Source organism: Marinilactibacillus sp. 15R (assembly GCF_001895285.1).
Classification (GTDB): Bacteria; Bacillota; Bacilli; order Lactobacillales; family Carnobacteriaceae_A; genus Marinilactibacillus; species Marinilactibacillus piezotolerans.
Window position 1 is genome coordinate 720,134 of the sequence record NZ_CP017761.1, and the last position, 24,766, is coordinate 744,899.

At 34.5% G+C, this 24,766-nt stretch carries 26 protein-coding genes and 1 pseudogene; 21 read left to right on the plus strand and 6 right to left on the minus strand.

Translation table 11 applies throughout. The annotated features are described in order from the left end of the window. Nucleotides 1-116 precede the first annotated feature (116 nt). Both istB and istA read right to left on the minus strand, forming a co-directional pair. Entirely contained in the window at nt 117-872 is a 756-nt protein-coding gene (gene istB / locus BKP56_RS03540) for an IS21-like element helper ATPase IstB (protein ID WP_022796280.1), read from the minus strand. Further along, nucleotides 862-2,418, minus strand: coding sequence for an IS21 family transposase (gene istA, locus BKP56_RS03545; RefSeq protein ID WP_072693405.1), 1,557 nt, complete (start codon nt 2,416-2,418; stop codon nt 862-864). Before istA ends, istB begins: the two co-directional genes overlap by 11 nt. A 573-nt stretch (nt 2,419-2,991) precedes the next feature. On the opposite strand from istA, the pseudogene BKP56_RS14180 reads away from it, so the two are divergent. Both BKP56_RS14180 and BKP56_RS14185 read left to right on the plus strand, forming a co-directional pair. Continuing rightward, nucleotides 2,992-3,653 (plus strand): annotated as a pseudogene (locus tag BKP56_RS14180) (reverse transcriptase domain-containing protein); the annotation flags it as partial. 69 nt (nt 3,654-3,722) lie between these two features. After that, nucleotides 3,723-4,172 carry a group II intron maturase-specific domain-containing protein gene (locus BKP56_RS14185; protein WP_232226953.1) on the plus strand — a complete coding sequence of 150 codons (450 nt, stop codon included), beginning with the start codon at nt 3,723-3,725 and terminating at the stop codon, nt 4,170-4,172. A gap of 81 nt (nt 4,173-4,253) precedes the next feature. Here the strand turns inward: BKP56_RS14185 and BKP56_RS03555 are convergent, their stop codons facing one another. Then, on the minus strand, nt 4,254-4,616 hold the full coding sequence (locus BKP56_RS03555) for a YtxH domain-containing protein (protein ID WP_072693734.1): 363 nt from the start codon (nt 4,614-4,616) through the stop codon (nt 4,254-4,256). Nucleotides 4,617-4,905: 289 nt separating this feature from the next. On the opposite strand from BKP56_RS03555, the gene BKP56_RS03560 reads away from it, so the two are divergent. The 8 genes from BKP56_RS03560 (at nt 4,906) to BKP56_RS03595 (ending at nt 12,409) form a co-directional block, all read left to right on the plus strand. Further along, nucleotides 4,906-6,225 (plus strand): IS1380 family transposase, encoded by a 1,320-nt coding sequence (locus BKP56_RS03560; RefSeq protein ID WP_072693735.1) that lies wholly within the window; start codon nt 4,906-4,908, stop codon nt 6,223-6,225. 460 nt (nt 6,226-6,685) lie between these two features. Continuing rightward, nucleotides 6,686-6,865, plus strand: a complete 180-nt coding sequence (locus BKP56_RS03565) for a hypothetical protein (protein WP_072693736.1) — start codon at nt 6,686-6,688, stop codon at nt 6,863-6,865. Next, nucleotides 6,856-7,689 carry a class 1 isoprenoid biosynthesis enzyme gene (locus BKP56_RS03570; protein WP_072693737.1) on the plus strand — a complete coding sequence of 278 codons (834 nt, stop codon included), beginning with the start codon at nt 6,856-6,858 and terminating at the stop codon, nt 7,687-7,689. Before BKP56_RS03565 ends, BKP56_RS03570 begins: the two co-directional genes overlap by 10 nt. 212 nt (nt 7,690-7,901) lie before the next feature. Next, on the plus strand, nt 7,902-9,644 hold the full coding sequence (locus tag BKP56_RS03575; RefSeq protein ID WP_156849212.1) for a sensor histidine kinase: 1,743 nt from the start codon (nt 7,902-7,904) through the stop codon (nt 9,642-9,644). A gap of 8 nt (nt 9,645-9,652) precedes the next feature. Then, the gene (locus tag BKP56_RS03580; protein ID WP_156849213.1) at nt 9,653-10,249 is read left to right on the plus strand and encodes a response regulator; all 597 of its coding nucleotides are present in this window, start codon (nt 9,653-9,655) and stop codon (nt 10,247-10,249) included. 136 nt (nt 10,250-10,385) lie between these two features. Beyond that, nucleotides 10,386-10,568, plus strand: a complete 183-nt coding sequence (locus tag BKP56_RS03585; RefSeq protein WP_072693740.1) for a hypothetical protein — start codon at nt 10,386-10,388, stop codon at nt 10,566-10,568. A gap of 496 nt (nt 10,569-11,064) precedes the next feature. Beyond that, the gene (locus tag BKP56_RS03590) at nt 11,065-11,355 is read left to right on the plus strand and encodes a hypothetical protein (RefSeq protein WP_072693741.1); all 291 of its coding nucleotides are present in this window, start codon (nt 11,065-11,067) and stop codon (nt 11,353-11,355) included. 61 nt (nt 11,356-11,416) lie between these two features. Next, nucleotides 11,417-12,409 carry a hypothetical protein gene (locus BKP56_RS03595; protein WP_072693742.1) on the plus strand — a complete coding sequence of 331 codons (993 nt, stop codon included), beginning with the start codon at nt 11,417-11,419 and terminating at the stop codon, nt 12,407-12,409. A 188-nt stretch (nt 12,410-12,597) separates the two neighbouring features. Here BKP56_RS03595 and BKP56_RS03600 read toward each other — a convergent pair whose 3' ends face one another. Further along, the gene (locus BKP56_RS03600) at nt 12,598-13,917 is read right to left on the minus strand and encodes an IS1380 family transposase (protein ID WP_072693419.1); all 1,320 of its coding nucleotides are present in this window, start codon (nt 13,915-13,917) and stop codon (nt 12,598-12,600) included. A gap of 169 nt (nt 13,918-14,086) precedes the next feature. Between BKP56_RS03600 and BKP56_RS03605 the strand changes: the two genes are divergently transcribed. The 3 genes from BKP56_RS03605 to BKP56_RS03615 are packed head-to-tail and all read left to right on the plus strand — an operon-like array spanning nt 14,087 to nt 15,414. Next, nucleotides 14,087-14,482 (plus strand): hypothetical protein, encoded by a 396-nt coding sequence (locus BKP56_RS03605; RefSeq protein WP_072693743.1) that lies wholly within the window; start codon nt 14,087-14,089, stop codon nt 14,480-14,482. Between the two features lies 1 nt (nt 14,483). Continuing rightward, complete coding sequence (locus BKP56_RS03610) at nt 14,484-15,176, plus strand: ABC transporter ATP-binding protein (RefSeq protein WP_072693744.1); 693 nt, start codon at nt 14,484-14,486, stop codon at nt 15,174-15,176. After that, the gene (locus tag BKP56_RS03615) at nt 15,169-15,414 is read left to right on the plus strand and encodes a hypothetical protein (RefSeq protein ID WP_072693745.1); all 246 of its coding nucleotides are present in this window, start codon (nt 15,169-15,171) and stop codon (nt 15,412-15,414) included. The genes BKP56_RS03610 and BKP56_RS03615 overlap by 8 nt, the downstream gene beginning before the upstream one ends. A gap of 193 nt (nt 15,415-15,607) precedes the next feature. On the opposite strand, the gene BKP56_RS03620 is transcribed toward BKP56_RS03615, so the two are convergent. Then, a complete protein-coding gene (locus tag BKP56_RS03620; RefSeq protein ID WP_072693356.1) occupies nt 15,608-16,927 on the minus strand; it encodes an IS1380 family transposase in 1,320 nt (439 codons plus the stop codon). Between the two features lie 216 nt (nt 16,928-17,143). Between BKP56_RS03620 and BKP56_RS14210 the strand changes: the two genes are divergently transcribed. From BKP56_RS14210 to BKP56_RS03660, 8 genes are all read left to right on the plus strand, one after another. Continuing rightward, nucleotides 17,144-17,362, plus strand: coding sequence for a stage II sporulation protein M (locus BKP56_RS14210; protein ID WP_072693746.1), 219 nt, complete (start codon nt 17,144-17,146; stop codon nt 17,360-17,362). A 17-nt stretch (nt 17,363-17,379) separates the two neighbouring features. Further along, complete coding sequence (locus tag BKP56_RS03630; RefSeq protein ID WP_072693747.1) at nt 17,380-17,958, plus strand: hypothetical protein; 579 nt, start codon at nt 17,380-17,382, stop codon at nt 17,956-17,958. Between the two features lie 629 nt (nt 17,959-18,587). Next, nucleotides 18,588-19,133, plus strand: coding sequence for a hypothetical protein (locus BKP56_RS03635; protein WP_072693748.1), 546 nt, complete (start codon nt 18,588-18,590; stop codon nt 19,131-19,133). Between the two features lie 20 nt (nt 19,134-19,153). Further along, on the plus strand, nt 19,154-20,386 hold the full coding sequence (locus BKP56_RS03640; RefSeq protein ID WP_072693749.1) for an efflux RND transporter periplasmic adaptor subunit: 1,233 nt from the start codon (nt 19,154-19,156) through the stop codon (nt 20,384-20,386). After that, nucleotides 20,379-21,053 (plus strand): ABC transporter ATP-binding protein, encoded by a 675-nt coding sequence (locus BKP56_RS03645; protein ID WP_072693750.1) that lies wholly within the window; start codon nt 20,379-20,381, stop codon nt 21,051-21,053. The genes BKP56_RS03640 and BKP56_RS03645 overlap by 8 nt, the downstream gene beginning before the upstream one ends. A gap of 4 nt (nt 21,054-21,057) precedes the next feature. Next, nucleotides 21,058-22,263 (plus strand): ABC transporter permease, encoded by a 1,206-nt coding sequence (locus BKP56_RS03650; RefSeq protein ID WP_072693751.1) that lies wholly within the window; start codon nt 21,058-21,060, stop codon nt 22,261-22,263. 534 nt (nt 22,264-22,797) lie between these two features. Beyond that, complete coding sequence (locus BKP56_RS03655) at nt 22,798-23,160, plus strand: PadR family transcriptional regulator (protein WP_072693752.1); 363 nt, start codon at nt 22,798-22,800, stop codon at nt 23,158-23,160. Then, nucleotides 23,126-23,962: a DUF1129 domain-containing protein gene (locus tag BKP56_RS03660; RefSeq protein ID WP_072693753.1), complete on the plus strand. Its 837-nt coding sequence runs from the start codon at nt 23,126-23,128 to the stop codon at nt 23,960-23,962. Before BKP56_RS03655 ends, BKP56_RS03660 begins: the two co-directional genes overlap by 35 nt. A 253-nt stretch (nt 23,963-24,215) precedes the next feature. Here BKP56_RS03660 and BKP56_RS03665 read toward each other — a convergent pair whose 3' ends face one another. After that, the gene (locus BKP56_RS03665; protein ID WP_072693754.1) at nt 24,216-24,422 is read right to left on the minus strand and encodes a hypothetical protein; all 207 of its coding nucleotides are present in this window, start codon (nt 24,420-24,422) and stop codon (nt 24,216-24,218) included. Nucleotides 24,423-24,766: the final 344 nt, after the last annotated feature.

Sequence of the window (24,766 nt, forward strand, 5' to 3'; positions counted from 1 at the left end):
CTTTTGCCAGCTCGATGTACCACTAAAGAAATATCCCATAACCACTGTGATTTAAGTTAGTTATGGGACACCTTTACATAATCCATAGGATTATATTAGTTTTTCATAATAATATCTTAGAAGTTATTGGATAAACCCAGTCGTTCACGCATAGATGTTTCACCATCAATAGTGATGGTGTAGGAATTATGAACAATCCGATCAATAACTGCTTCTCCTGTGGGACCACCTCCCAGTTTAGAGTGCCATCCGGCTGTGTTGAACTGGGTACAGAAGATCGTAGAAGTCGTCTTTTCCCGTTTTTCTATGATTTCCATGGTCAAGTATAGTTCTTCTTCTGTTAAGTCATGAAGAAGCCACTCATCAATAATGAGTAGTTCTTTCTTGGTGTACTTACGCATTAATTTTTTATAGCTGTCATCTGGTTGATTTTTTGCTATCTTAAACTCATCTAGGAGTTCAGGTAGGCGAACATACTGAACTTTATAAAATTGACGACAAGCAGCTATACCAAAGGCACAGGCTAAGTAGGTTTTCCCAGCTCCAGTTGCTCCCATCAGAATGATGTTGTTCTTATTTTCTAAGTACAACCCAGAAGCTAAGCGTAAGATCTCTTCTTTTGGTAACCGTCGGTCTTCGAAATATTGAATCTCCTCAATTGATGCTGAAGGAACTTCGAATGCAGCTTGCCTTATTAAGCGTTGAAGCTTATTACTTTTGCGACGAGAATGTTCGCTGTCTACTAATAGCTTAAAGCGATCTTCGAAGCCCAGATCGTTATATTGCTTGTTTTGTGCCTGTTGCTTATAGGCCTCTGCCATGCCACTCATTTTCATTTCAATCAATTTTGTTATCGTATCTTCATTCATCATTTAAACGTCCTCCATAGTATCTAGCTCCACGGGTGAATCCATGGTTCTGAGTTAATTTATCTACTGCTTTCTTCATTTGTTCTTCTTTTATCTGCTTCTGATTATTTTTAAGGGCTGTTTTAACAAGAGAGACCGTCGGTCTTTCTGTGACGTCCAGTACCGTCTGGCAGGCTTTTTCCAATTCATACTTTGTGTGTTTGCGTAACACTTTCTTAAGAGTGAAAATGGACTGAACACCTTGTCGTTCAACGGCAGCGTTTTTTAGAATTAATTCGACCACTTGTAAGGTAGATCGTCCAATATCTTTTGCCCATGCAATGGCATTTTGTGGGGTTTGATCCGTATATAATTTATGGTTCTCTGGCATATGATCTCGGTTAGTGGACTGCCTGCCATATTTCCCATATAATCGTGAATGAGAAGCGATTCTCATATGATTGTAGAATACTTCAATAAGATGATCTGTAACTCTCACATCTACCTGTTGACTGATATATTCATAAGGAACAGAATAAAACTGACTTTTAACAGAGATATGATAGTCTGGTTGAACTTTGGCGGTTAACCATTCAGACATCTGATAAGGTGTTGGCGGAAGAGGAGAAAGGTACGATTTCTCTTCTTCTAAAAATGCTGACCATCTGGAACCTTCACGCTTCGTAAAATCACGATGATTGAACTCTTCTAATTTTTCTTTGGCAACGTCATTCCATTCCTTTAAAGTGAAGCATTGAGTGTGCCTCATGGCAGCGATAATCCAAGTCGAGATTGTGCGTACAGACCCTTCTACTGACGCTTTATCCTTTGGATATTTTACTCGAGCTGGCATCACGAATGTGCCGTAATGATTCGCCATATCTTTATAAGTAGGATTTAGTACTAATTGCTTTCGCGTATTTTCCTGAACCCCTGTTTTTAAGTTGTCAGGGACTAGAACTTCACTCACACCACCAAAATAGTCGTAAGCATGTCTATGGGCTGTGATCCACGACGTTAAGTTCATTGATAAAAAACCTTCAACGTAGGACAATTGACTACTAGGAAATGTCGCTACGAATACATAGACTTTCACCTTCTCACCAGTATCTCGGTCAATTAAAGTACCGGTAGATCCAGCCCAGTCGACTTCTAAAATTTCTCCTGGCTTTCGTTTAATTCGCATCGTTGCCTTATGTTTTTCTGCATATTTTCTATAATGACGAATGAAACTGCGATAGGCATAAGGAATAGCGTTTTCTGCTCGACACTGCACTTCATATTCATGATGAAGCAGTGTTAAAGTGACATTCTTCTTTCCCAACTCTTTGTGAATGTATTCAAAGTCAATCGGTCGGTAACCTGATCCTTCCATCGTCTTTTCAGGATACAAAAACTCTTCGAGCCATTTATCTGTCATCTCATCTGTTAACGGTAGTGTCACCTCCTTTTTTTCCGCAAGTCGAATGACTTCCGTTATTTTTTGTCTTGAGTGACCAGTAGCTGCACGAATACTTCGAAGCGAAAAGCCATCAGACCTCATCTCCAATACTTTCCTATATTGGAACATAAAAAAACCTCCATATAATAAATGTCATGCTTTAGGCTTAAATGCCGTAGGCATGCACATTAATTATACAGAAGTTAATAAGTGGTAAACAGGTTGGCAATGACTGGTACATTTCATGGCAAAGGGTGGTACAAAACTTGGCAGCGCTGGTACATTTCGCTGGCGGTAGTCAGGTTATCGCACCTTACCTGGGGAGATCTGTCTAGCGATACAGATGTATCGTAGTAACAACGAATAGACAGAAGTCAGCCGATTTATTTGTGACGAGTAATCGCAGGAACAGAGGTCATAGTAGGGAAAACGTACCGAAGGACCGAACAATATCAAATACAAAGTAAAGACTGGAGGTTAGAGGAAGCGAAGACTACAGAAAACAATGGAAACATTGGCAATCTGCGGAGGGATAAGGTGGAACCGAAAGAGTATGTAGATGTGTAGAGCTTTCTTCTAGGTTAAATGAAAGAAATGTATGGTAAGTCTCCATCACTGATGGAGCTCGTTGTAAGAAAAGAAAATTTACTCGAAGCAGTCCAAGTCGTTAGACGAAATAAGGGCGCTGCTGGAGTAGATGGCATGACAGTTTTTGAGGTTGAAGGCCATATTGAGAAGTATTATCTGCCCTTAAGGCAGAAGCTGCTTGATGGGACATACAAACCTCAACCTGTTAAACGGGTTGAAATCCCGAAAGCAAACGGTGCGAAGCGCAAGCTGGGCATACCATGTGCACGTGATCGTGTGGTACAACAAGCAATCAAACAAATAATTGAACCTTATATCGACCCCTATTTCCTTCCGCAAAGTCATGGGTTCCGACCAAATAAAGGAACACATACAGCGCTGAAACAATGTGCCAAGTTCTATGAAGAAGGATATAAAGTGGTTGTGGATTGTGATCTAAAGCAATGCTTTGACACATGAATCACGACAAACTCATGTACCATCTTGAGCAGTTCATCAAAGATAAGATGATACTCAAGATTATCCGTAAGTTCTTGATGAGTGGTGTAACAGACCTGTCTGGCGAATTCGTAGAAACTCATACAGGCGCACCGCAAGGTGGTGTATTGTCACCCCTTCTCAGCAATGTATACTTACATGAACTGGATAAAGAGCTTGAAAAACGAGGACACCGATTCGTTCGATACGCAGATGACTTTGTCATTTATGTGAAATCGAAACGAGCAGGGGAACGAGTCATGAAAAGTGTGACTCGTTTTATTGAAAAAGATCTCAAACTTATCGTTAATGACGAAAAAAGTAAAGTGGGGTCTCCCACTCGTTTAAAGTTCTTGAGCTGTCTGATGATGAAAGTAAATGGAACCTGTCGTTTTATTCCTACAAAAGAAGCCAAGAAGAAGTTTAAGCGTACATTAAAGCGGCTAACGAGTCGTAAACGTCCAGGAAACTTCATTACTGTTATAAAGGAAATCAACCAAGTCACAAGAGGTTGGATTGGCTACTTTGGATTAGGATTTATCAAAAGATTCATATCAAACGAGATAGAACCATGGTTACATCACAGACTCAGACAGCTTATCTTAAAAAGATGGAAACGACCGAAAACAAAGATAACGAAGTTATTAGAGTACGGTTTAGATGAGGATAGCGCAAAACGGATTGGATTTTCAAGAAAGAAATACTGGCGACTATCCAAAACGCCTGAAGTTCATTGGGCACTTACAAACGAAAGACTCCACCAGTGGGGCTTAGTTTCACTAAGCCACCTAGGGGAGTCTGCTTACAAAAGATATTGAACCGCCGTATACGGAACCGTACGTACGGTGGTGTGAGAGGTCGACAAGTCAATTAATGGCTTGTCTCCTACTCGATTGAACTTACATATTTTTGTTGTTCGGTGTATTATTGTTAGATACTTCATCCTTAGCTTCTTGAGCTGTACGGGCTACGTCAGCTTCAGCACTCATTGTTTCGTTTTTAATTTCTTCGGAAGCAGAATGTAATTGTTCTTTTAAGTCTTGAGCTGTTTTAGCTAAAGTGATTTTGATATTATCCGATGCTTCACTTGCTGCATGTGACACTTCTTCAGACTTAGCTTTCGCCATATCTGCATAACCGCTTGCCATTTCTTTCTTTTCACCGAATTTTTTTGAAATATCATTGCGTGTTTCTTTTCCACTTTTAGGTGCGAATAACAAAGCTAATGCTGCACCAACGATAGCGCCTTTAATAAATTTCATAATTATTTTCCTCCTAATATTAAGTTTGAATCTTTCTTTCCCTTCATTATAACGAAAATGTTTACTTTTTAAAACGAGAAACACTTATGAAAAGAATAAGGGTTTATTTCAATTGGGAATAATCATTAATTAATCCTGAACAATTCATACTTTTCGTTGAAACATGTGCCAACTGCCTAACGGCAGCTTAAATTTACTTTTTCATTTTCACCTGTTAAGTGATGAAAAAAGAACCCCATTCTGATATGGTAAAGGTGTCTAAACCAACCATAAGAAAGGAGTTCTCTTCATGATTAGCTTACACAAAAACCAGGTAAAATTCAATTCAAACATCATCATTTCGCATACAGGTGGTCGTTTATCGAGTGATTCGGGTTTAGTCTTAGTTAAAGAAGTAATGGATACCTTCAAGTTTTCTGATTTGGCAAAATCACTTCTGGACATTAAAGATAACCGTGCTTACTACACGCATGATAATTTAGCGATATTAGAACAGCTCATTATGCAACTGATTGCTGGTTATTCGGCAGACTCGTCAGCTAATCTGTTACGACAGAATCCAGTCTTTCAAATGGTGTTAGGCAGAAAACAATTAGCCTCACAATCGTCAATTTCACGGTTTCTGGATCGTTTCACCGAGGAGAACATGGATCAACTCCAAGCATTAAATCAGTCGCTGATTGATAAAGCGCGTTTGATTCGCAATGACACCGAGTTAATCATTGATCTCGATTCCACTCATTCAGATACCTTTGGCCATCAAGAACAAACAGATTATAATGCCCATTATCAAACCTACGGCTACCACCCATTAGTTGCCTTTGACGGACTGACTGGAGATTTCTTAAAAGCTGAACTGCGTTCAGGTAATCAGTACACATCTAAAGGGGTGAAAGCCTTTATCAACCCATTGTTACACCACTACAATGAATCCATACCGAATACTGACATATTGGTTCGTGGAGACAGCGGCTTCGCAACACCAGAGGTGTATGAGTCTTGTGAAGAAAATGAAAGTCAGTATGTGATCCGATTAAAGAACAATCGGAGGTTAAGTCAATTAGCTGAGCAATCCGTTCTTTACGGGGATAACCAAAAATGGGAAGACCGAGAAATACAGTGTTTTTCACTCCCTTATCAAGCACAATCATGGTCGAAACCCCGTCGAGTCTGTATACGTTCCGTTCGTGAAGCAGGAGAATTGCTCTTTCACCACGCATTCATTGTGACTAATCTATCCGATAATGTCTCACCTGAAGTCATATTCTCTCTTTACGGCAAACGGGGTACAATGGAGAATTTCATCAAAGAAGCGAAATCAGGCTTTTATTTTGACAAAACAGATAGCCCACTCTTCCTGGAAAATCACGTTAGAATGATGATCAGTGTCCTGGCTTACAACCTCGTCAATTTTTTAAAGACCATTGGATTTGAACAAGTGAATCGGGGGATGACGATTCATTCTATACGATTGACATTGCTCAAAGTTGCCGGCAAACTCGTTAAAACAGGTAGACAAGTCTATCTCAAACTGTCGAGTTATCATGTGTATCAAACTGAATTTTATAAGGTTTTTGAACGCCTACGGCGATCTAGGCAATGGATTTAGGCTAGTTATCGTAAAAATTTTTAACCTATTTTTCCAAGGGGTCAGTCTGCCCTTAAATAGACAAATAATTTTTATTATAGCCTTCTTCCGTAGATATCCTGTTCGAAAACACATTATTTTGGAAGAATGTATCTGCCTAATTTAAATATAGGCACTTTGTTCAAAAAAATAGCTTAAATTTAGAGCTATGAATTATTCAGGATTAATGCTTTTTTATTAAGATTATTCTTTAGGTAAAGTATAATGATAAAGTAAAGTTAATATAGTGTTCAGTTGCTATTTTATCGATAGGCAACCTATTGAGAAACCCTTCATTCAATCAATATATCTTTTAGTTTATAAAGATTTAAGCCCCATTATTAATAGATTCAAAAGAATGTGAATATCGTAACATAATAATGGAATTATATTTTGAAGTTTGGTATGCTTAATATAGTACAAATAGGAAGAGGTGAAAATAATGGAGAATGAAAAATTATGGGAATTAGTTGAAAAATGGAAAGAAAGCAAAGAAACATTTCAACTAAATAGTGATGGTCTTGAAACTTTGAGCACACTTCATTTGTCAGAAAGTGATTTTCATGATGCAACATTAGAACTTTTAGATATACCTATTTCTGAGGGAGGTTTATGGAAATAACAGAAAGTTTTGATACATTTTTTGTTACAACAAAACATAAGAAAACGAACGATGCTTTAACGTGGAAAAAATATTACCTTTTACTTGAAGAACTTTTGAACGTAGAATCTAATAATAAATTAGTTGATTTGGTTGAACAGTTGGGGTTATTAACAGATTTAATTGATGATTTAATGGATAAAGATAAACCGGAGTACTTTTATCTAATTAAGCATACACAGGAACTATCTAAATACTTATGGACTACTTTGGAAAAAATAAAAATTCTTGTCCCCCAATCTAATTTCAAAAAATTTGTTGATTGTATCACCCAGTCTTTAGTTGTTCAATCAGCAGAAGACCATTATAAACTTAATGAATCTAGTTCAGAAGATGATTACTATTATTTGGTTCAACGTTCTATTAAATTAATGCAATCGTTTATTTACCTTATAGATCCTAAGCCATCATGGACTCTTTTGAAGGCTATTGAATATTTAGCTATCAAGTTTCAAATTATGAATGATCTAAATAACTTTAATAAGGAACTTCCCTCAGACTTTTTAAACAATAAAGGAACCCTTCCGCTTCTCAAATTACTTACTTATGCGCAAAAGCAAAATAAAAAAGAAATGCTGCATTTATTAATTCATTCAAGTTATGAGGAAAGAAAAGGAAACATAGAAGAGATTAAAAATGCATTGAGCGAGTATGGTATTCAAACTTATGGTCAAATGTTGGCTATATCATACAGTAACCGCGCAAGAGATCTTTTACTATCTATCTGTTCAGATAAAAAGAAAGTTGATTCTCTTTTAGTGAGAAAGGAAAGCTTTAAAAGATGACCACCCCATTTAATAAATTTCAGTATGTAGCCTGGTTTTCAGTAGGGCTATTCTTAAGCCTTAATGCGTATATATTTTATATAACGAATCTAACTTTTTCTCCCATACTCTTAACAGTAATGGTAATTGTCATATGCCTAAATATTTTATTGAGTATTTGGACTGTAAGAACTAAACTCTCCTCTTTGAACTTTAGTTTTATATTAGTTGTGATGAGTTTTTCGTGGATTATCACAGGGTTTAATGAGTCCATGTCTGTTTATGTTCAGCAAAGTATGGTATCACTGATTTCGTTTTTCCCACCCTTATTTTTATACTTTATCAATCAAAATATCAGCGAACACAAACCATCTACTAATAAGAGCTGCACCTGGATTTTAATTCTCGGTTTATTGGCAGTTTTAAGAGAGTTTTCCCGCTTTGAAATACTAACAGTTGATTCGAACGTTTTTTTCTTCAGTAATTTATTGTTGATGTTATTCTTTTCTTATAAACTTTACAATGATAATAAAAATCAAGGTACATTAAAATGGAAGTCTAAAGAAGTTCGATTAATATTAGTCGCAGCCTTAAGTTCAATCGCTCCGTTTATAGTCGTTAGTTTAATACCGGCAGTATTTTTAAATGGAGTTTTCCATTATTTGTGGACGCTAGGGTTTGTTTTGGTGTTGCCAGTAGTTATGGGGTACTTACTAAATAAAAATAATTTGATTTTACATCGTTATTGGAAAGTCTCTTTCCTCTCTAGTTATTTTTTAGTGTTATTACTACTGGGCTTGATCTTGGTGATATTATATTTATCATTTGATCCAACAGTAATGCAGCTCATTAGAGGGAGTCATTTTTTGCTCATACTTGGATATGTGATTTATATTGGCACAATCCTGTATACTCAGTATCGGAAGAAGACTGTAGAAAAGGAACTCCGTACATTTCAAGAAGAACGAGAAATGTTAACGTTTTATCAGTTGAAAAACAAGTTGATGGAAGAAGACTTTCAGCGAATGAGTCAGTACTGGACAGGGAAATGGGAAATTACTGGGATTACATTTTCTAAAAGAGATGGAAATGAGTTAACGACTTTATTTACTACTGATGATATAAAAGAAACAACAAGGCTTTATCCGAAAAAGAACAAGGTAATAGTTAACCTTAACCAAGATTATTTGCTCTACGAAGTTGAAGTCAATTGCTCGTATCCTTTTAATAAAGAAGAAAGAAAAGAAATTACGACAGAAATTAAAGAGTGGTTACATTCTCTAGTAGAAAAAGAAAAACTGTTAGAATTAAAATCTAAAATAGAGGATCGCTCATACACGGCTTTAGAAAAATCTTTGTACTTACGCGAAATGAAGTCAGTGGATGTTTACCATGATATGATTTCTCGATATTTACATGATGATGTTCAACAATACATTTATTATTTAAAACAAATGATTTTTTCTGAAAATTCAATAGATCGTATACGTCAGCGAACAGAAATGATAACCAACGAATTGGAGAAATCTATTAAATTAAGAACCATTGAATGGATGGGGTATCCTTCAAACAGAAAAGAAATTGATCGGCTAGTCTATGAACTATCACAAGCACTAGAAGAGCATTTACCTACCGATATTACGTTAGATATGGATATTGATGTAGACTCTTTTGAAGAAAGTCCAATAGAAATAAAGAGTTTACTTTATCGTGCGATCAAAGAATGTATGGTAAATACCTATAAGCATTCAAATGCTGAAAATTTAGTTGTTTTTTTAGAAAAACAAACGACACAGTGGTATTTAAGGATAGAAGACGATGGCATTGGTTGGAATGGAGATTTAAATTCAACAACTCGTTTTGGGTTAGCTTCTTTATATCGTCAAGTTGAAGCAATTGGTGGAGAAGTGATGATTCAGACTGCTAATAAGAAAGGATTTAAGGTAGATATTCGAGTGCCTGAAGTGGAGGGGTAATTTTGAGGTTGGCTATTGTAGATAACCATGGAATGTTCATGGAAGGATTTGCTTATTCTTTACAACAGTTTTCGGAAGTGGAAAAAGTTTTTTCATTTTATCCTGAAGAAGTGAAAAAAATAATAGAATGTTTAGAAAATAATTTAATTGATTTATTTATCATTGATATTAACCTGGACGGTATGAGTGGATTTGATTTTGCAGAAAACATTAAGAATTTCGCTCCAGAAATGCCAATTGCTTTTGTGACTGGTCACGGTAATCAAGCAAATTTCAGAACGGAAGCACGTGAATTTGGAGCAGCTGGTTTCTTTTTAAAAGATCCAAAACCAAGGCAGTTTTTAGCTCAAATTATACAAGCTATTAATGGAGAAAAACCTGGAATGACAAAAGAGAAAAAGCTGCCTAAACTGACTTTACGTGAAAAAGAAGCCCTTCTTTATATATGTAAAGGATACACGAATAAAGAATTAAGTGAACAATTGAATGTTACTTTAAGGCAAGTCGAGCGGCATAAAAAGAATCTGATGCTTAAATTTGAGGTTGAGAATGATAAAAAGCTAATACGTAAGGCAATAAATTTAGGATATGAAATGATTGGTTAATAAAGAAGCGTTTCAATTTTCCGATTTTTTATTTATGTTATCTGAAAAAATACGGTGGTTTACAACCATTATAATGAAAAGAAATTTTTGATAGAGCAAACTTGTGAATGATAATTTTTTTAAGGAGGGAAAAATATTGACAATCAAGTTCGAAACGAGTGACGGGGAAGAAGTTAAAAGTGGGGAAACAGTATACATTGAACTCGAAGTGCCTAAAAAGCATAACATGCCTTTTGGACAATTTGACAAGGCTCTCAGCGATTTACAAAAAAAAGGATATGTTAAGTCAATTTCGAAAGAAATAATCGAAAAAAGATAAAGCTTTCTTGACTACATCGCATTGAGATATTTAAATATGCTATTTCGTTAAGAATTAGTTCCACGTATATTATCTTAATTGTTTACAAGAGAAAGTGAAGAGATATAAAATTTTGAGTTTAAGTGTCAAATAGGATCATTTGATATTGCTGAATATGGTGTGAAGTGCAGAATTAACGGATACACCCGTTGTATTTAAAAAGTCTAGGATAGATGTAGGGAGCCGACAAGTTTAAATTGTTGGTTTCCTATATTTTTTGCTTACACACCTTATCCATCAGGAAAATGAAGTTTGTATATATAAAGGGCGGAATTTATATTTTTTCACTTTATTAAAAATTGAAATACGGTGGTTTACCACCGTTATAAATAACAGATATTTCTGATAAATTAGAAGTGTCAATAATGCTAGCAATTGACACGCTATGGTTCTTTGATTTACCTAAGAGTTATGTAAGTTAGTGAAAAAATACAATTAAAAGAAGGAGTAAGATAATATGTATGTGAAAAATCAGAAAAGAATATTAGCAATATCCATTTTTGGTATAGTATGTTTAGCTTTACTATTGCCTATAATTATTCAAGACAATATGCCAATTGCAAACTTGGCAGCTAACTTCCCTCAGATACCTGGGTGGGTTTTAACATATTTAGGTGCGTTTGCTGATGTAACAACTGTTATTGGAATAATAGCTGCTGTTCTTGCATCTGCAGGATTAGCTTCTATAGCCTCAGTAGCTATTAGTTATATAAAAAAACATGGTGTAAAATACGGATTGGCACTTTAAGATAAAAAACATTTTTAAATACTAATTTCACTAACTTACATTTTTTTAGGGGGCTAGTTTAATGAATTATAAATTAAATAAAAGCGTGATCTTAGCCTATTATTATGTAAAAAACAGTTTTAAAAGAGAAAGTAGCGTATCAAAGCTTGTGCTATTTTCAGGAATCTTCTTTAATAGTTTGTTGATTCCTTTAATATATGGTTTATTAACCAGATTGCTTTCAGTAGAAACGATACCCATAATTGCAATTTTTTTATTTATGAGTTTTTTGACTACGGGCCTTTCTTCAACAGAAAAATCTCGTAATAATAATAGTCAAGTAGACTCTTTTCTTGCACTAGGATATACAAAAAAAAATTTTTATATTGGAATAGATATTGCCAAATCTTTTTTTAACCAGATTGGAAATTTTGTTTACTTATTTATATTATTGAGTCTACTAGTTTTACAAGGCGTAAATCTAATATTGATTTTTTTGTATATGTTATTGTTTATTGTACTTATTCCAATATGCTATATCATCAGGAATAAAATCCTCTTGACTTCATATATAAGCTTTAATACTGTTTTTGAAAGTATACTTAATTATCAAACATGGATTTTAATACTATTAATTAATAATAATTCATTTGCTTTTGATGACAGAGTTTGGATGCTGATTGCTATTGTGGTTTCTATAACTTTATTGTCTAAAATCCTATCTTTTCTATTAGTCAATAAATTTCAGTCACATGATAAAAGTCCATTAATAACTGAACTAATTATTGCCTATAAGGAGTCAGGATTTAATTTTTCATCCGCTGCACTATCAATACTTATTTGGCCAATATTTGCTTTAGGCTTACTAATGATTGTATATGATAGTCAACTTTTGCAAGAAGGCAATTATCACATGATGTTAGGGTATGTCGGTTATTTTGTAGGCGCGCTTTTTAGTTGTTTTCAAATTGCTATTCTTTATATGGTGGGGTTTGACTCTGAACAGTCAAGAATATTAAAATTAAAACATTTTGGTCATTTTATAGATTATAAAATTAACCTGAATAATTCATAGCTCTGTAATTAAGCCTGTTTTCTTGAACAGATTATTTGTTTTTGAAAAAATTAGCGACTTTTTCATTAAACAATGTGTCTTTGGACTTGATTTCTACTGAATCAATCTCTTAAGGATTTTCTTAAGTGTTTAAGGGCATACTTCTCCCTTGAAAGTGAAGGATTGAAAATTTTTTTGCATTTAAGGGTCTAAATCCATTGCCTGGATTGCCTTAGGCGCTCAAAAACCTTATAAAATTCAGCTTGATATACATGGTAACTCGACAGTTTGAGATAAGCTTGTCTCCCTGTTTGAACGAGTTTACCGGCAACTTTAAGTAATCGCAATCGAATGGAATGAATCGTCATGCCCTGATTCAGTTTCTCAAACGCAATGGTCTTCAAAAAATTGACGAGGTTATAAGCCAAGACACTCATCATCATTCTGACATGGTTTTCCAGGAATCGTGGACTATCGGTTTTATCAAAATAAAACCCTGATTTCGCTTCTTTGATAAAGTTTTCCATTGTACCGCGTTTACCATAAAGAGAGAATACAGCTTCAGGAGAGATCGTCTCTGAAAGACTAGTCACAATAAACGAGTGTTGAAAGAGAAGTTCTCCTCCTTCACGAACAGATCGAATACAGACACGACGAGGTTTGGACCATGACTGAGCTTGATACAGTACAGAAAAATACTGAACTTCTCGCTCTTCCCATTTTTGGTTGTCCCCGTACAGGACTAATTGTTCAGCTCGTTGACTGAGCTTTTGATTGTTCTTTAACCGGATCACATAATGAGCGCTGTTGGCTTCGCAAGACTCATACACCTCTGGTGTAGCGAACCCACTGTCTCCCCGTACCAATATGTCGGTATGGGGTAATGCCTCATTGTAGTGAAGTAACAACGGGTCTATAAACCCTTTCACGCCTTTGGATGTGTATTGGTTCCCTGAACGCAGTTCAGCTTTCAAGAAATCTCCCGTTGAACCATCGAAGGCAAGTAAAGGATGGTACCCGTATGTCTGATAATGAGCGTTATAATCAGTCTGTTCTTGATGGCCAAAGGTATCTGAATGGGTAGAGTCAATATCTATGATCAATTCTGTATCATTGCGGATCAAACGTGCTTGATCGATTAATGCTTGATTCAAAGACTGTAGTTGATGGATATTTTCTTCTGAGAAACGGTCTAGAAAACGTGAAAGTGATGATTGAGAGGCTAAAGGCTTCTTGCCTAGCACCATTTGGAATACGGGATCTTGTCTTAAAAGATTCGCTGAAGAGTCTGCCGAATAGCCAGCGACCAGCTGCATGATGAACTGCTCAAGTATCGCTATATTATCATGGGTGAAATAGGCACGATGATCCGTTATGTGCAACAGGCCTTTGGCCAGTTCAGAGAAATTGAAGGTATTCATGACTTCTTTAACTAAGACTAATCCAGAATCGCTTGATAAGCGACCACCTGTATGGGAAATAGTGATGTTTGAATTGAATTTAACTTGATTTTTGTGTAAGCTAATCATTAGAAGAACTCCTTTCTTGTGGTTGGTTTAGTCACCTTTACCATATCAGAAAGGGGTTCTTTTTTCATCACTTAAAGGGTGATGATATAAAAAGTTAATTTCACCTGCCGTTAGGCAGTTTCTACATGTTCCAAAAGAAAGTATGAATTATTCAGGAATTAACTATAAAATGAAAATATCTTTTATTTTTACTGTAGTTATTGTACTATTATTTACCATTTTTTATTTGCTTTTAGTGCCGGAAACTATCCATAATCAACTTATATTTTTGGTAGGAATGATACCGTGGTTACTAAATCAATCCGTTTTCTTTTTAACGGGAACTATTCTATTTGCGGAGGTAAATCGAAATACAGATGAGTATGAAGGTGGTTCAAAAAAAGCCAAAATATTTGGCTTTTTACTCTCTACAGTATCTGGTCTAGCGACAGTTTTTTACTTATCAAAAGCAGAAAAACTGATAAATCCTAATATAGTGATTGTATTTGCTGTTAACCTTTTTTTATTTTATATTTGTAAAGTTTTTGTTCATTATACGAAACAAAAAAAGTATGGAGGCGTTTAAAATGACGGTTTCTCTATTAGTGAAAAACTTAAGTAAACATTTCGATCATACAAATTTTTTTATTGATGATATATCCTTTAGTTGTGAAAAGGGACAAATCGTTGGTTTAATAGGAGAGAACGGAGCAGGAAAAACGACTATTTTAAATGCTATTGCAGGTCTTGATGAGGAGACACATGATATTTGGTTCAATCAAACGCAGGTAGATGATAACTTTTTGAAGACAAAAATTGGATTATTGCCTGAAAGATTAAATTTATATGATTATTTGTCAATAAAAGAGAATATACAATTTGTGAGTAGGGTCAGAAATTTAAAATTGAAACAGGAAAAATTAGATATCCTATTAAAGAAATTAAACCTATATGATTATTATGATACTTCAATTAGAAACTTATCTAAGGGTATGCGAAAAAAATTTGAATTTATCGTAACTATCATACATTCTCCAGATTTATTACTATTGGATGAGCCATTTGATGGTTTGGATCCTAAGCAAATGATTGTTATGAAAGAAATATTAAATGAGTTATCTATATCAGGTAAAACAATTTTAATTTCATCGCATGCTATTTCTATAGTGAAAGATATAAGTTCAAAGATCTTATTTATAAACAATGGAAAACTGAAGCACGAAATAAATATAACAGCGGAACATACTGTTCAAGATTTGGAAAACCTTTTTTATGATTAAAAAAAAAATAGTGAAAAATATTGATGTATACATATTTCTTTTTCTAATCCTGTTTGGGGGAGTATCTGCTTATTTTTTGAGTCTTGATTTTTCAGAAAAAGATAATATTATCAACAACACATTAAACTATCGTTCAACCTTTGATATATTTATGAATAATTTATATGTATTTTTACTGATTATAGCAGGCACCTTAACATTAGGAGTTACTTCTGTTTTTATAATCTATCCTGAATAATTCATAACTCTGTATTTTAAGTAAATCTCTTAAAAAAATCATTCTCGCTTTATTTATTTTGATAACTTTTGCCCAAAACAATCTTTTTAAAGACTCTTTTCATTTTTGTAAGTGCCCAAAAATTACTTTTGTATAATTTTGGGCACACTTATCCCTTGGAACTTTTCTCTTAAAAAAATAGTATCCGCTTAGTTTATACCCATGAATGGGACCGCCTCAGGCGGTCGAAGACAGCATAGAATTCTTTATGATAAACGTGATAACTAGACAGTTTAAGATAGACTTGCCTACCTGTTTGGACAAGTTTCCCGGCTACTTTAAGTAATTTCAGTCGTATGGATTGAACAGTCAGACCTTTATCTCGTTCATCAAACCCAATCGTCTTTAAAAAGTTGATGAGGTTATAAGCGAGTAAACTCATTAACATCCTTACATGATTTTCTAAGAAGCGTGGACTATCGGTTTTATCAAAATAAAATCCTGCTTTCGCTTCTTTGATAAAGTTTTCCATCGTTCCACGTTTGGCATAAAGAGAGAATATGACTTCAGGGGATACATTTTTTGATAGGTTTGTCACAATAAATGTATGCTGAAAAAGGAGTTCTCCTCCTTCTCGAACAGAACGAATGCAGAGACGACGAGGTTTTGACCATGACTTAGCTTGATAAGGTACTGAAAAGTACTGCACTTCTCTCTCTTCCCATTTCTGATTTTCACCATATAGAACTGATTTTTCAGCTAGTTGACTCACTTTTTTATTGTTCTTTAAACGAATAACATAGTGGCTATTGTTGGCTTCACAAGCTTCATACACCTCTGGTGTTGCAAATCCACTATCTCCACGAACGAGTATGTCGGTATTCGGTAAGGAGTGATTATAATGCTGCAGTAAAGGTTCTATGAAAGCTTTTACACCTTTAGATGTGTATTGATTTCCTGAACGTAGTTCAGCTTTTAAGAAATCTCCAGTCAGTCCATCAAAGGCAACTAGAGGATGATATCCATAAGTTTGATAGTGGGCATTATAATCGGTTTGTTCTTGATTTCCAAAGGTATCTGAGTGTGTTGAATCAATATCAATGATCAACTCGGTATCATTACGAATCAGACGCGCTTTATCAATTAATGATTGATTTAATGACTGTAACTGATCTAAGTTCTCTTCTGAAAAACGGTCTAGAAATCGCGAAAGCGACGATTGCGAGGCTAACTGATTTCTACCTAGAATAACTTGAAATACTGGATCATGTCTTAATATATTAGCCGAAGAGTCTGTCGAATAACCAGCCGTTAGCTGCATAATAAGCTGCTCAAAAATTGCTAGATTATCATGTATGAAGTAAGCACGATTTTCTTTTAAGTGAAGTAGTCGTTTAGCTAAATCAGAGAAACCAAAGGTATTCATTAGTTCTTTAACTAAGACCAAACCGGAATCACTAGATAAGCGTCCACCTGTATGCGAAATGGTAATGTTAGAATTGAATTTAATCTGTTTTTTGTGTAAGCTAGTCATTAGAAGAACTCCTTTTCTTATGGTTGGTTTCGACACCTTTACCATATCAGAATGGAGTTCTTTTTTCATCACTTAACAGGTGAAACAATAAAAGTATCATAGTGCCTGCCATTAGGCAGTGTTTCCACGATTCAAGCAAAAGTATGAATTATCTAGGTCTATTTAAATGTATTAAATTTAGGATTATTTATTTTATTTGAGGCCCAAAAAACTAATATGATTGTGGCACTTAAATATATTGTTTTTCATGGATTAATAGAGTTATATGCCTTTTATTTGGGATTATCAATTGTGATTACCTTATTTAAGTATGTTATAAATAGAAAGAGCTCAAAATCCACTAAAATTGTAAGAAGTATAGTTATGAAATTTTGTATAGGTATAGTGCTCTTAGGTTTTGCTGCATTTATTGAGTACTTAACTAATCCTGCCTAAACTTGGAGGTTTTTTAAATGATAAATAGATTGAAGAATAATCCGATCTATTTAATAATTTTATATGGGATAATTAGTGCAACGTTAACTTTTTTGATCACTCTTCAAAACGGGCCTTTTATAGATTCGCTATTAAATGAAGCAGCGTCAACTAATCCAGATGGTATAGGTATTTTGAAAAATTTGGCTATTTCATTTGGTGTGTTTATTTCTTTTTTTAATCCTGCTTACTATATTTTATTTACAGGATTTTTATTCTGGTTCGTTATACTAATGCTAGGACAAGATATAACCTATAAAAATTGTCTGTTACCAGTTTCATGGGTATATTCTATTTCGATGGTTACCTTTGTAATAAAAGTAATTTATAATAGTTTCCTTGGATCAACTTCTGCTCTAATAGATGAAACAGTGTTAGGAAAAGAAACAATAGTAGATATGATTCGAACGCACTACGGACCATTTAATATTTTGTTTTTCGCATTAGTGAGTTATCTATTGTATAAGCAATTCAAAATTAACCATTACATTCTGATTGGCTTTCTAACATTAAATTTGAACTTGGCAATAAGTTATGTATTTTCGTTGATACTATAACTGAAGAAAATGCCTAAAGAGAATGATTTAAATTTGGTAGTTGAAGAATTAACCGTTTTTTAGGTTGCAATTTTAAAAAAAGATAAAGTAGTCTATTTTAATGATAACTATCATTTTTCTGATTCTGTTCGTTTTAAAATATGGTGGAGTAAACTAAGCTTCGGATAAAATTTGTTATATTTCTAATAATAGAATTGACAAAACGATTTTAAAATTTAGTAAAAAATTAGTTTTGAAATTTATTTTTAAAATTTATGTATATCCATATTTTGTTAAAGAAACTTTGTTTTTTAGTAGTGAGTTTAATTTTTTACTACTTAGGGAAATTTTTTATTACGAGCATTACTATATATTATTGTTGATATAGATGGAATTCCAAGGGGGCAACGGAGCGTTGCTCCCCTAAAGTATGTGTTTTAGTGTATGATGAATACTTAAAGAGCAAAGTGCTAATTTTTTGGAGATGTTTTAGAAATCTTGATGTTAAAAATTTCCTGTTATACAAATTGGAGCTTATAAAATGACGTTGTTATATAATTATCTGTTTGTTACAATATTAATTAGTGAAAAGAGTGGAAAATATAAAATATCTTTTTGCTTTGCTGATTTATTAAAAAGGAGGAACAAAGATGAGTGAAGAAGTAGAGGTAAGTGAAAACAAAGGGTTTCCATGGGTGGCAATGGCAGTTTTTGCAGTTGTTATTTTAGGAATTGCAGCATTACAGATTTTCACCATGGATACAACTGGTTTAGAAGAACTAGAGGGAAATTCAGGGGCTTTAGTTGCTGGTGGTGTGATAGGCGGAATAGTTGGAGCGATAGGTGCTTTTATTGTTTTGAGTATACAATACGCTTTTACCAAGTTTCCTACACAATGGATTTCTAAAGAAAAAAATGTCTATAAGTATGATATCTGGGCAGCTTTATTTTATTCTACTGCAATTGGAACAGTGATGAACTTTTTGGTACAACAACTTAATTATCAAGAGAACTTGATTGTGGGAACAATTGTCAACATTATTACGACTGTACTCTTTTTATTCTTCTACTTTTCAGGTGAAGAAAAAGAGCAACATATCAAAAAGGCAATCACAATTGTCCAAGTAGCGTGGCTTGTAATTGGAATAGTCTTGAGTATAGCTTTTAATGCTCTTGCTTCAAATATGTTGGGCTAATAGAAAGTAGGGAAAAAAGATTGAAAAAAATAGATGAAAATTCACCGACTCGTTCACTGTTGAAACGGGTCGGTGAAAAAAAAGGTTTAATTACTGTTGGTATTATTATTGTACTTATGATTCTGTTTTTTATTATTCAGTTTTTCCAGAATTCCGATCTGGAAAGTAATGCAGAAGAAACGTATTCGGTACATATCGTTAGAGAAGAAGATCCGATTTTATTTGACGGAATAGTCCAAGCTTCTGAAGTTCAAGAAGAGTATTACGATGCATCAAAAGGCGTGATCGCTGAAGTACTTGTGGAAGATGGGCAGGAAGTTGAAGCGGAAACAGAATTATTTACTTATACAAATGAAGAAAATCAGCAATTATTGGATGAACAGAATCGTCAGTATAGTAGATTAAAAGAACGTCGTTCAGAAGCAGAAACAGAACTCGCCAACGCCAAAGACGCGTTGAGTACAGCCAATGTAAATATAGAAAAAAGCAACCAGACTGTACAAGGGCCTGCTGAAACAGAAGAAAGTATGGACGCAGGATTCGAAACTGCACAAACTGATTTAATGGAATATGAGTCAGATAAAGCAGAGGCAGAAGCCACAATCGAAAGTGCTGAGATGAGTATAGATGAACTGAACGATCAAATGGAAGATATCGAATATGAGATTGAAACGTTGAGGGAAGGCATTACCACAACAGTTACAGCTGATTTTTCAGGTGTTATTGAAGTAACTAACACAAACGCTTCTACACTTGCATCTAGTGAAGAACCAGTTGTTCGTTTATTATCTAAAGATGTTAAAATCGAAGCCACTGTTTCTGAATATGATTATGACAAAATCAAAGAAGAAAGTCCTGTAGAAATCAGTTTAATGAGTTCTGATAAAGAAATACCGGGAAAAATTACTCAAATCGGTTCGCTGCCTATGCAAGCTAGTGCGGAAGGCTCAACTTCTTCAAGATATCCATTTACAGTTATACCAGAAGAACCAATTCAATATGGATTTTCAGTTCAGGTCGGATTTAGTGAAGGCGCCATTTATCTTCCCCAATCTGCTGTTGTCGAGGAAGAAGATGGAACAAAAATCGTCTTTGTAATAATTGACGGAATCGTAGAGCGTCGAGAAATCGAAGCCCATAAAGAAAGCAATTTCTATGTGTTGGACTCTGGATTGGAAGTGGATGAAGAAGTACTGCTTGACCCGAATCCTGAACTAGCAGATGGGGATGAGGTTATGGTGATGTATGATTAAGTTAGAAAAAATCGGGAAATCTTATAAAGCAGACAATGAATGGATTCCCGTACTGAAAAATGTTGAAATGGAAGTAAACCAAGGCGATTTTCTAGCAATTATGGGCCCATCAGGATCTGGAAAGTCAACGTTATTGAATCTGATTGGGTTTGTTGACCGAAATTATGAAGGTAATTACTTCCTGGAAGGGAATATTGTCACTTCTAAAAATGATGCTGACTTGTCTAAACTTAGAAACCAGCGCGTAGGTTTTGTATTTCAACAGTTTAATCTAATAGAGACTTTAACAATTGAAGAAAATGTAGAGTTGCCATTGTTATATGATGGATGGAATTATCGAGAGACTAAAAGTAAAGTATTGGAACTATTGGAGAAGCTGGGCATTGGAGATAAAGGAAAGAAAATGCCGAAACAGCTCTCAGGTGGTCAACAACAGAGAGCAGCAATTGCCAGAGCAATCATAAATAATCCTGACTTTATTTTAGCGGATGAGCCAACTGGTGCGTTAGATACGCAAACCTCTAATGACATTATGAATGTGTTCAAACAGTTGAATGAAGAAGAAGGGGTTACGATTATTTTAGTTACGCATGACCCGACAACGGTCAAGTATTGTAACCGTGTGGTTCATATGCAAGATGGCATACTGACCGAAGAAGTGAGGTGAAGACATGAACCCGTTAGTGTTTTTTAAAGGGGCATGGAATGCACTCCTTAAAAATAAAAAACGAAGCTTTTTAACAATGATCGGAATCGTAATTGGAATCGCTGCGGTCAGTACGATCATGTCTATTGGAAGAGGATTTGAGAACTATGTTTTAGACTCTTTGAATCCTGATGAAGGAGAACTGTTAACCGTTGATATTCAATTTCAGGCAGATGATCCAGATTGGATGCTTGAAACGAATGAAGATCTATTTACTGATATGGACATGCGAATGATTGAGAATGTACATGGCGTTCAAAGCGTAGAGACGATTAACATAAATTCAGAATATGCCTCATTTGATACTACGATTGACGGAGAAGAGAATTATTTGGAAGCCTCTCTAATAGAAGACAGCGGTAGTCCTGTCGTAGCAGGAAGATCACTTGATTCTATCGATAACGAAAGAGAAAACCGAGTTGTTGTGGTACCTTATTCGCTTATCGAGAGCCAATATGCATCAGAAGAAGCAGCTTTAGGGAAAGGGGTATCGCTTGGGGATCAGCTGTATACAATCGTTGGAGTATCAGAAGGGGATGTTGACGCTTCGGGTATTCTCGCTGGGTTTCTACCGCAAGAGATTGAAATTCCAAAAAGCAGTTATAATCGCTATCATGAAGAGGATACCATTGAAGATCAGATTAGTATAACAGTTGCCAGAGGCTCTCTTCCTTCAGATGTTGCAGAAGAGAGTGTGTCACTATTAGAAGAAGAAGGTACAATGAGAGATAGAGGAACCTATACTCATTTTGATATGTCTGCTTTAGATGATGGGTTGTCTCAAGTTCTGAGAGGAATTACGCTATTTATCGCAAGCGTTGCTGGAATCTCCTTATTTATTGCCGGAATCGGCGTTATGAATATGATGTATATTTCAGTATCCGAACGAACAAAAGAGATTGGTATCCGTCGAGCTCTTGGAGCTTCTCAAAAGAGTATTCGAGCTCAATTTGTACTAGAAGGTGTTATGATGACAAGTATTGGTGGAATATTCGGCTATTTATTTGGCTGGTTATTCTCTTCTATTGCTTCATTCTTTTTACCGTTTTCTACTGGATTAGATCTATTTACAATTCTTGTTTCGATTGGTGTTTCCGCACTAGTGGGATTGATTTTCAGTTATGCACCAGCAAATGCAGCAAGTAAGAAAGAAATTATTGATATCCTTTAACCTTGAAAAACTAGATAGAGAAAAAGGGGAATTCTGAATGAGGCTTATATTCGTTTTCTAGTCAATCAATTTTCTAGGGATCTTAAAAACCAAACCAAACAGCTAACCTTTTTGTTTGTCGTTCTTATGTTTTTACTGATCTTACATGAGTATCCTGATTTGTTGGTCTTAACGTATGTAGTGATTTATCCAATTAGTTATATTGTGATCAACTCTATTCGATATTTTTATGGTAAAAGTAAGAATAAGCAAGCAGCAAATGAATAAGTAATTATTTGTTTAAGTTAAAGTATTTCACTTTTTGAGAAAAGTCTTTTGTATGGATGTCCATTTAGTAAAATTGATTAAGCGTACTGATTTAAATTCAGCTGAAACCAAGTAACCATTTGAAAAAGATCGAATAATTATGAAATGGATTATTCGATTCTTTTTTATTTAACTAGTATGCTTTACAAACTAGTGGGAGTGAGGTACTCTATAATTAACTAGTATGTATTACAACTTAGATTCCGTAATCTGAACAGAGGTGACAAATTGAAAAAAACGCAGTTATTAAAAGGTGTGCTTGAAGGATGTGTGCTACTGATCATCCAGGAAAAAGAAGTCTATGGATACGAGTTAGTCCAGCAGTTAAAGCTTTCGGGATTTACAGATATTGTCGGAGGAACAGTCTATCCATTACTACAAAAGCTTGAAAAGAATGAATTGACAACTAGCGTCAAAAAGCCATCTAAAGACGGACCAGACCGTAAGTATTATCAGATTACACCTAAAGGAAAAGAATACTGCCAAGAATTTATTCAGAACTGGCAGGAGTTGGAATCTAGCGTCCATAACTTGATAGACAAAGGAGGAAAAAAAGATGACAAAAACGCAGGAAATGATCCAGCAAAATAATGAATTGAGAGAGCAGTTGAACACGGAGAATAAAACGTACTATGAAGAAATACTAATTTATATGAGGTTAAGAGACTGGTTAAAAGATGAGGAAGATATAGAGTCAAAATTACTGGAAATCTTACAAGATATGATTTCTGCTCAAAAAGATGGTATTTCTGCAAAAGAGTATTTTGGTCAAGAACCTAAAGCAACGGCAGATGAGATACTTTCAAATGTTCCAATCAATTGGTTAGATGGGCTAAAAATATTGGGACTAGTATTTGGGATTTCAATTTTTTTCTCCATTCTTTCTAATTTATCTGCTGACCAGTACAAAGTTAATATACTACAGCTCATTATTAACTCTCTAACGATAGGCCTAGGAGTGATTGTGTGTTTATCTATCTTGAAAAATAGTACATTCAAGAAAGAAAAATCTATTTCAACATTAGAAGGGCTACTATTTGGTGCAACATTCGTAGTAGTATTAACGATTTTGACTACATCCCCTTATTTCATTTCGGAGGCATGGACAATTGTTTTGCCTAAAGAAGCTGCTTTAGGAATGATAACACTAGCCTCCGTAGGGGTAACATGGAAAGTTTATAGCCTTCCAAAAGGAGAAAGACTATTATGGTCTGGTTTTTTACCCATTATTTGGTTATTCGTTCTTTTAGCTTTCTTGAACTATTTTCCTGCAAGTTCAGATTGGGTTCAATCTTCAAACGGTAAAGTAACAGTGGTTGCCGGATTGATATTGGGACTAATGATTAATTATCTAATCAGTTTCTATGCTATTAAAAAGATGGATGTTGACTAAAAGAGTATCTCTAAAAGGATTATATCAGTCAGCTTCTATAAATATTGGTGCTTCACATACAACTAATTACTATAAACTATTATACTTAAATACTGGAATAAACTTTTAAGTTGAAAATAAAGAGGCTGAGACAAAAGTCTCCTTTTAACAAAAACTTGTAAATCTAGACAAGTAGAAACACCGTCAAATCTAGGGTTAAAATTCATCGATTTAACGGTGTTTTTATTTTTGGCTAGTTTTGTCCAAGATTCTTTTATTTTTTAATTTGAATAAACTTGATAATAGAGAATCCAATCATAAGTATGAAAAGAGCAACAGATATACAAGTCACAATAAAAAATGCAATATAATAAGATCCAATAGCACTAGTTTGATTAGTTATGTAGTCACCGATAAAAGGGACAATTAATAATGCTATACTCATAATGATTTCTATTGTTAATACTAAGCCTTTTTTCATTTTTCATTCTCCTCACTTTTTGATATTACTTACATAAAAAGTATACGATTTAATTTGAATAGAATAAAGCAACAAATCGTTGCTTCTTATTTTAACGCAAAAATTATGATAATCTTTGCATTTATTGCAAAAATATAATGTTAAAAGGAACACCTCATTTACAGAAACTAAGCAAATGAGGTGTTCCTTTACAGTCCTTGATTATTTGCATAAGTAAACAAATTATCAGTTAGTGTTCACCCTTTTTATTGACACCATACGTTATTCTATCCTTTTTTGAGCATATAACACAGGCGAGTTTTAAGTCATGTGGTACGATTCTATTGAAGAAATATGCCTGCTGG

What these genes read in the sequence shown, in the direction of transcription:
- BKP56_RS03630 (WP_072693747.1), top strand. Translation starts at nt 17,380, where the DNA reads ATGATAAATAGATTGAAGAATAATCCGATCTATTTAATAATTTTATAT.
- BKP56_RS03635 (WP_072693748.1), top strand. Translation starts at nt 18,588, where the DNA reads ATGAGTGAAGAAGTAGAGGTAAGTGAAAACAAAGGGTTTCCATGGGTG.
- BKP56_RS03575 (WP_156849212.1), top strand. Translation starts at nt 7,902, where the DNA reads ATGAGTTTTTCGTGGATTATCACAGGGTTTAATGAGTCCATGTCTGTT.
- BKP56_RS03570 (WP_072693737.1), top strand. Translation starts at nt 6,856, where the DNA reads ATGGAAATAACAGAAAGTTTTGATACATTTTTTGTTACAACAAAACAT.
- BKP56_RS03600 (WP_072693419.1), bottom strand. Translation starts at nt 13,917, where the DNA reads ATGATTAGCTTACACAAAAATCAAGTTAAATTCAATTCAAACATCACT.
- BKP56_RS03645 (WP_072693750.1), top strand. Translation starts at nt 20,379, where the DNA reads ATGATTAAGTTAGAAAAAATCGGGAAATCTTATAAAGCAGACAATGAA.
- BKP56_RS03595 (WP_072693742.1), top strand. Translation starts at nt 11,417, where the DNA reads ATGAATTATAAATTAAATAAAAGCGTGATCTTAGCCTATTATTATGTA.
- istA (WP_072693405.1), bottom strand. Translation starts at nt 2,418, where the DNA reads ATGTTCCAATATAGGAAAGTATTGGAGATGAGGTCTGATGGCTTTTCG.
- BKP56_RS03560 (WP_072693735.1), top strand. Translation starts at nt 4,906, where the DNA reads ATGATTAGCTTACACAAAAACCAGGTAAAATTCAATTCAAACATCATC.
- BKP56_RS03605 (WP_072693743.1), top strand. Translation starts at nt 14,087, where the DNA reads ATGAAAATATCTTTTATTTTTACTGTAGTTATTGTACTATTATTTACC.
- BKP56_RS03660 (WP_072693753.1), top strand. Translation starts at nt 23,126, where the DNA reads ATGACAAAAACGCAGGAAATGATCCAGCAAAATAATGAATTGAGAGAG.
- BKP56_RS03650 (WP_072693751.1), top strand. Translation starts at nt 21,058, where the DNA reads ATGAACCCGTTAGTGTTTTTTAAAGGGGCATGGAATGCACTCCTTAAA.
- BKP56_RS03610 (WP_072693744.1), top strand. Translation starts at nt 14,484, where the DNA reads ATGACGGTTTCTCTATTAGTGAAAAACTTAAGTAAACATTTCGATCAT.
- BKP56_RS03565 (WP_072693736.1), top strand. Translation starts at nt 6,686, where the DNA reads ATGGAGAATGAAAAATTATGGGAATTAGTTGAAAAATGGAAAGAAAGC.
- BKP56_RS03620 (WP_072693356.1), bottom strand. Translation starts at nt 16,927, where the DNA reads ATGACTAGCTTACACAAAAAACAGATTAAATTCAATTCTAACATTACC.
- BKP56_RS03590 (WP_072693741.1), top strand. Translation starts at nt 11,065, where the DNA reads ATGTATGTGAAAAATCAGAAAAGAATATTAGCAATATCCATTTTTGGT.
- BKP56_RS14210 (WP_072693746.1), top strand. Translation starts at nt 17,144, where the DNA reads ATGATTGTGGCACTTAAATATATTGTTTTTCATGGATTAATAGAGTTA.
- BKP56_RS14185 (WP_232226953.1), top strand. Translation starts at nt 3,723, where the DNA reads ATGAAAGTAAATGGAACCTGTCGTTTTATTCCTACAAAAGAAGCCAAG.
- BKP56_RS03615 (WP_072693745.1), top strand. Translation starts at nt 15,169, where the DNA reads ATGATTAAAAAAAAAATAGTGAAAAATATTGATGTATACATATTTCTT.
- BKP56_RS03665 (WP_072693754.1), bottom strand. Translation starts at nt 24,422, where the DNA reads ATGAAAAAAGGCTTAGTATTAACAATAGAAATCATTATGAGTATAGCA.
- istB (WP_022796280.1), bottom strand. Translation starts at nt 872, where the DNA reads ATGATGAATGAAGATACGATAACAAAATTGATTGAAATGAAAATGAGT.
- BKP56_RS03555 (WP_072693734.1), bottom strand. Translation starts at nt 4,616, where the DNA reads ATGAAATTTATTAAAGGCGCTATCGTTGGTGCAGCATTAGCTTTGTTA.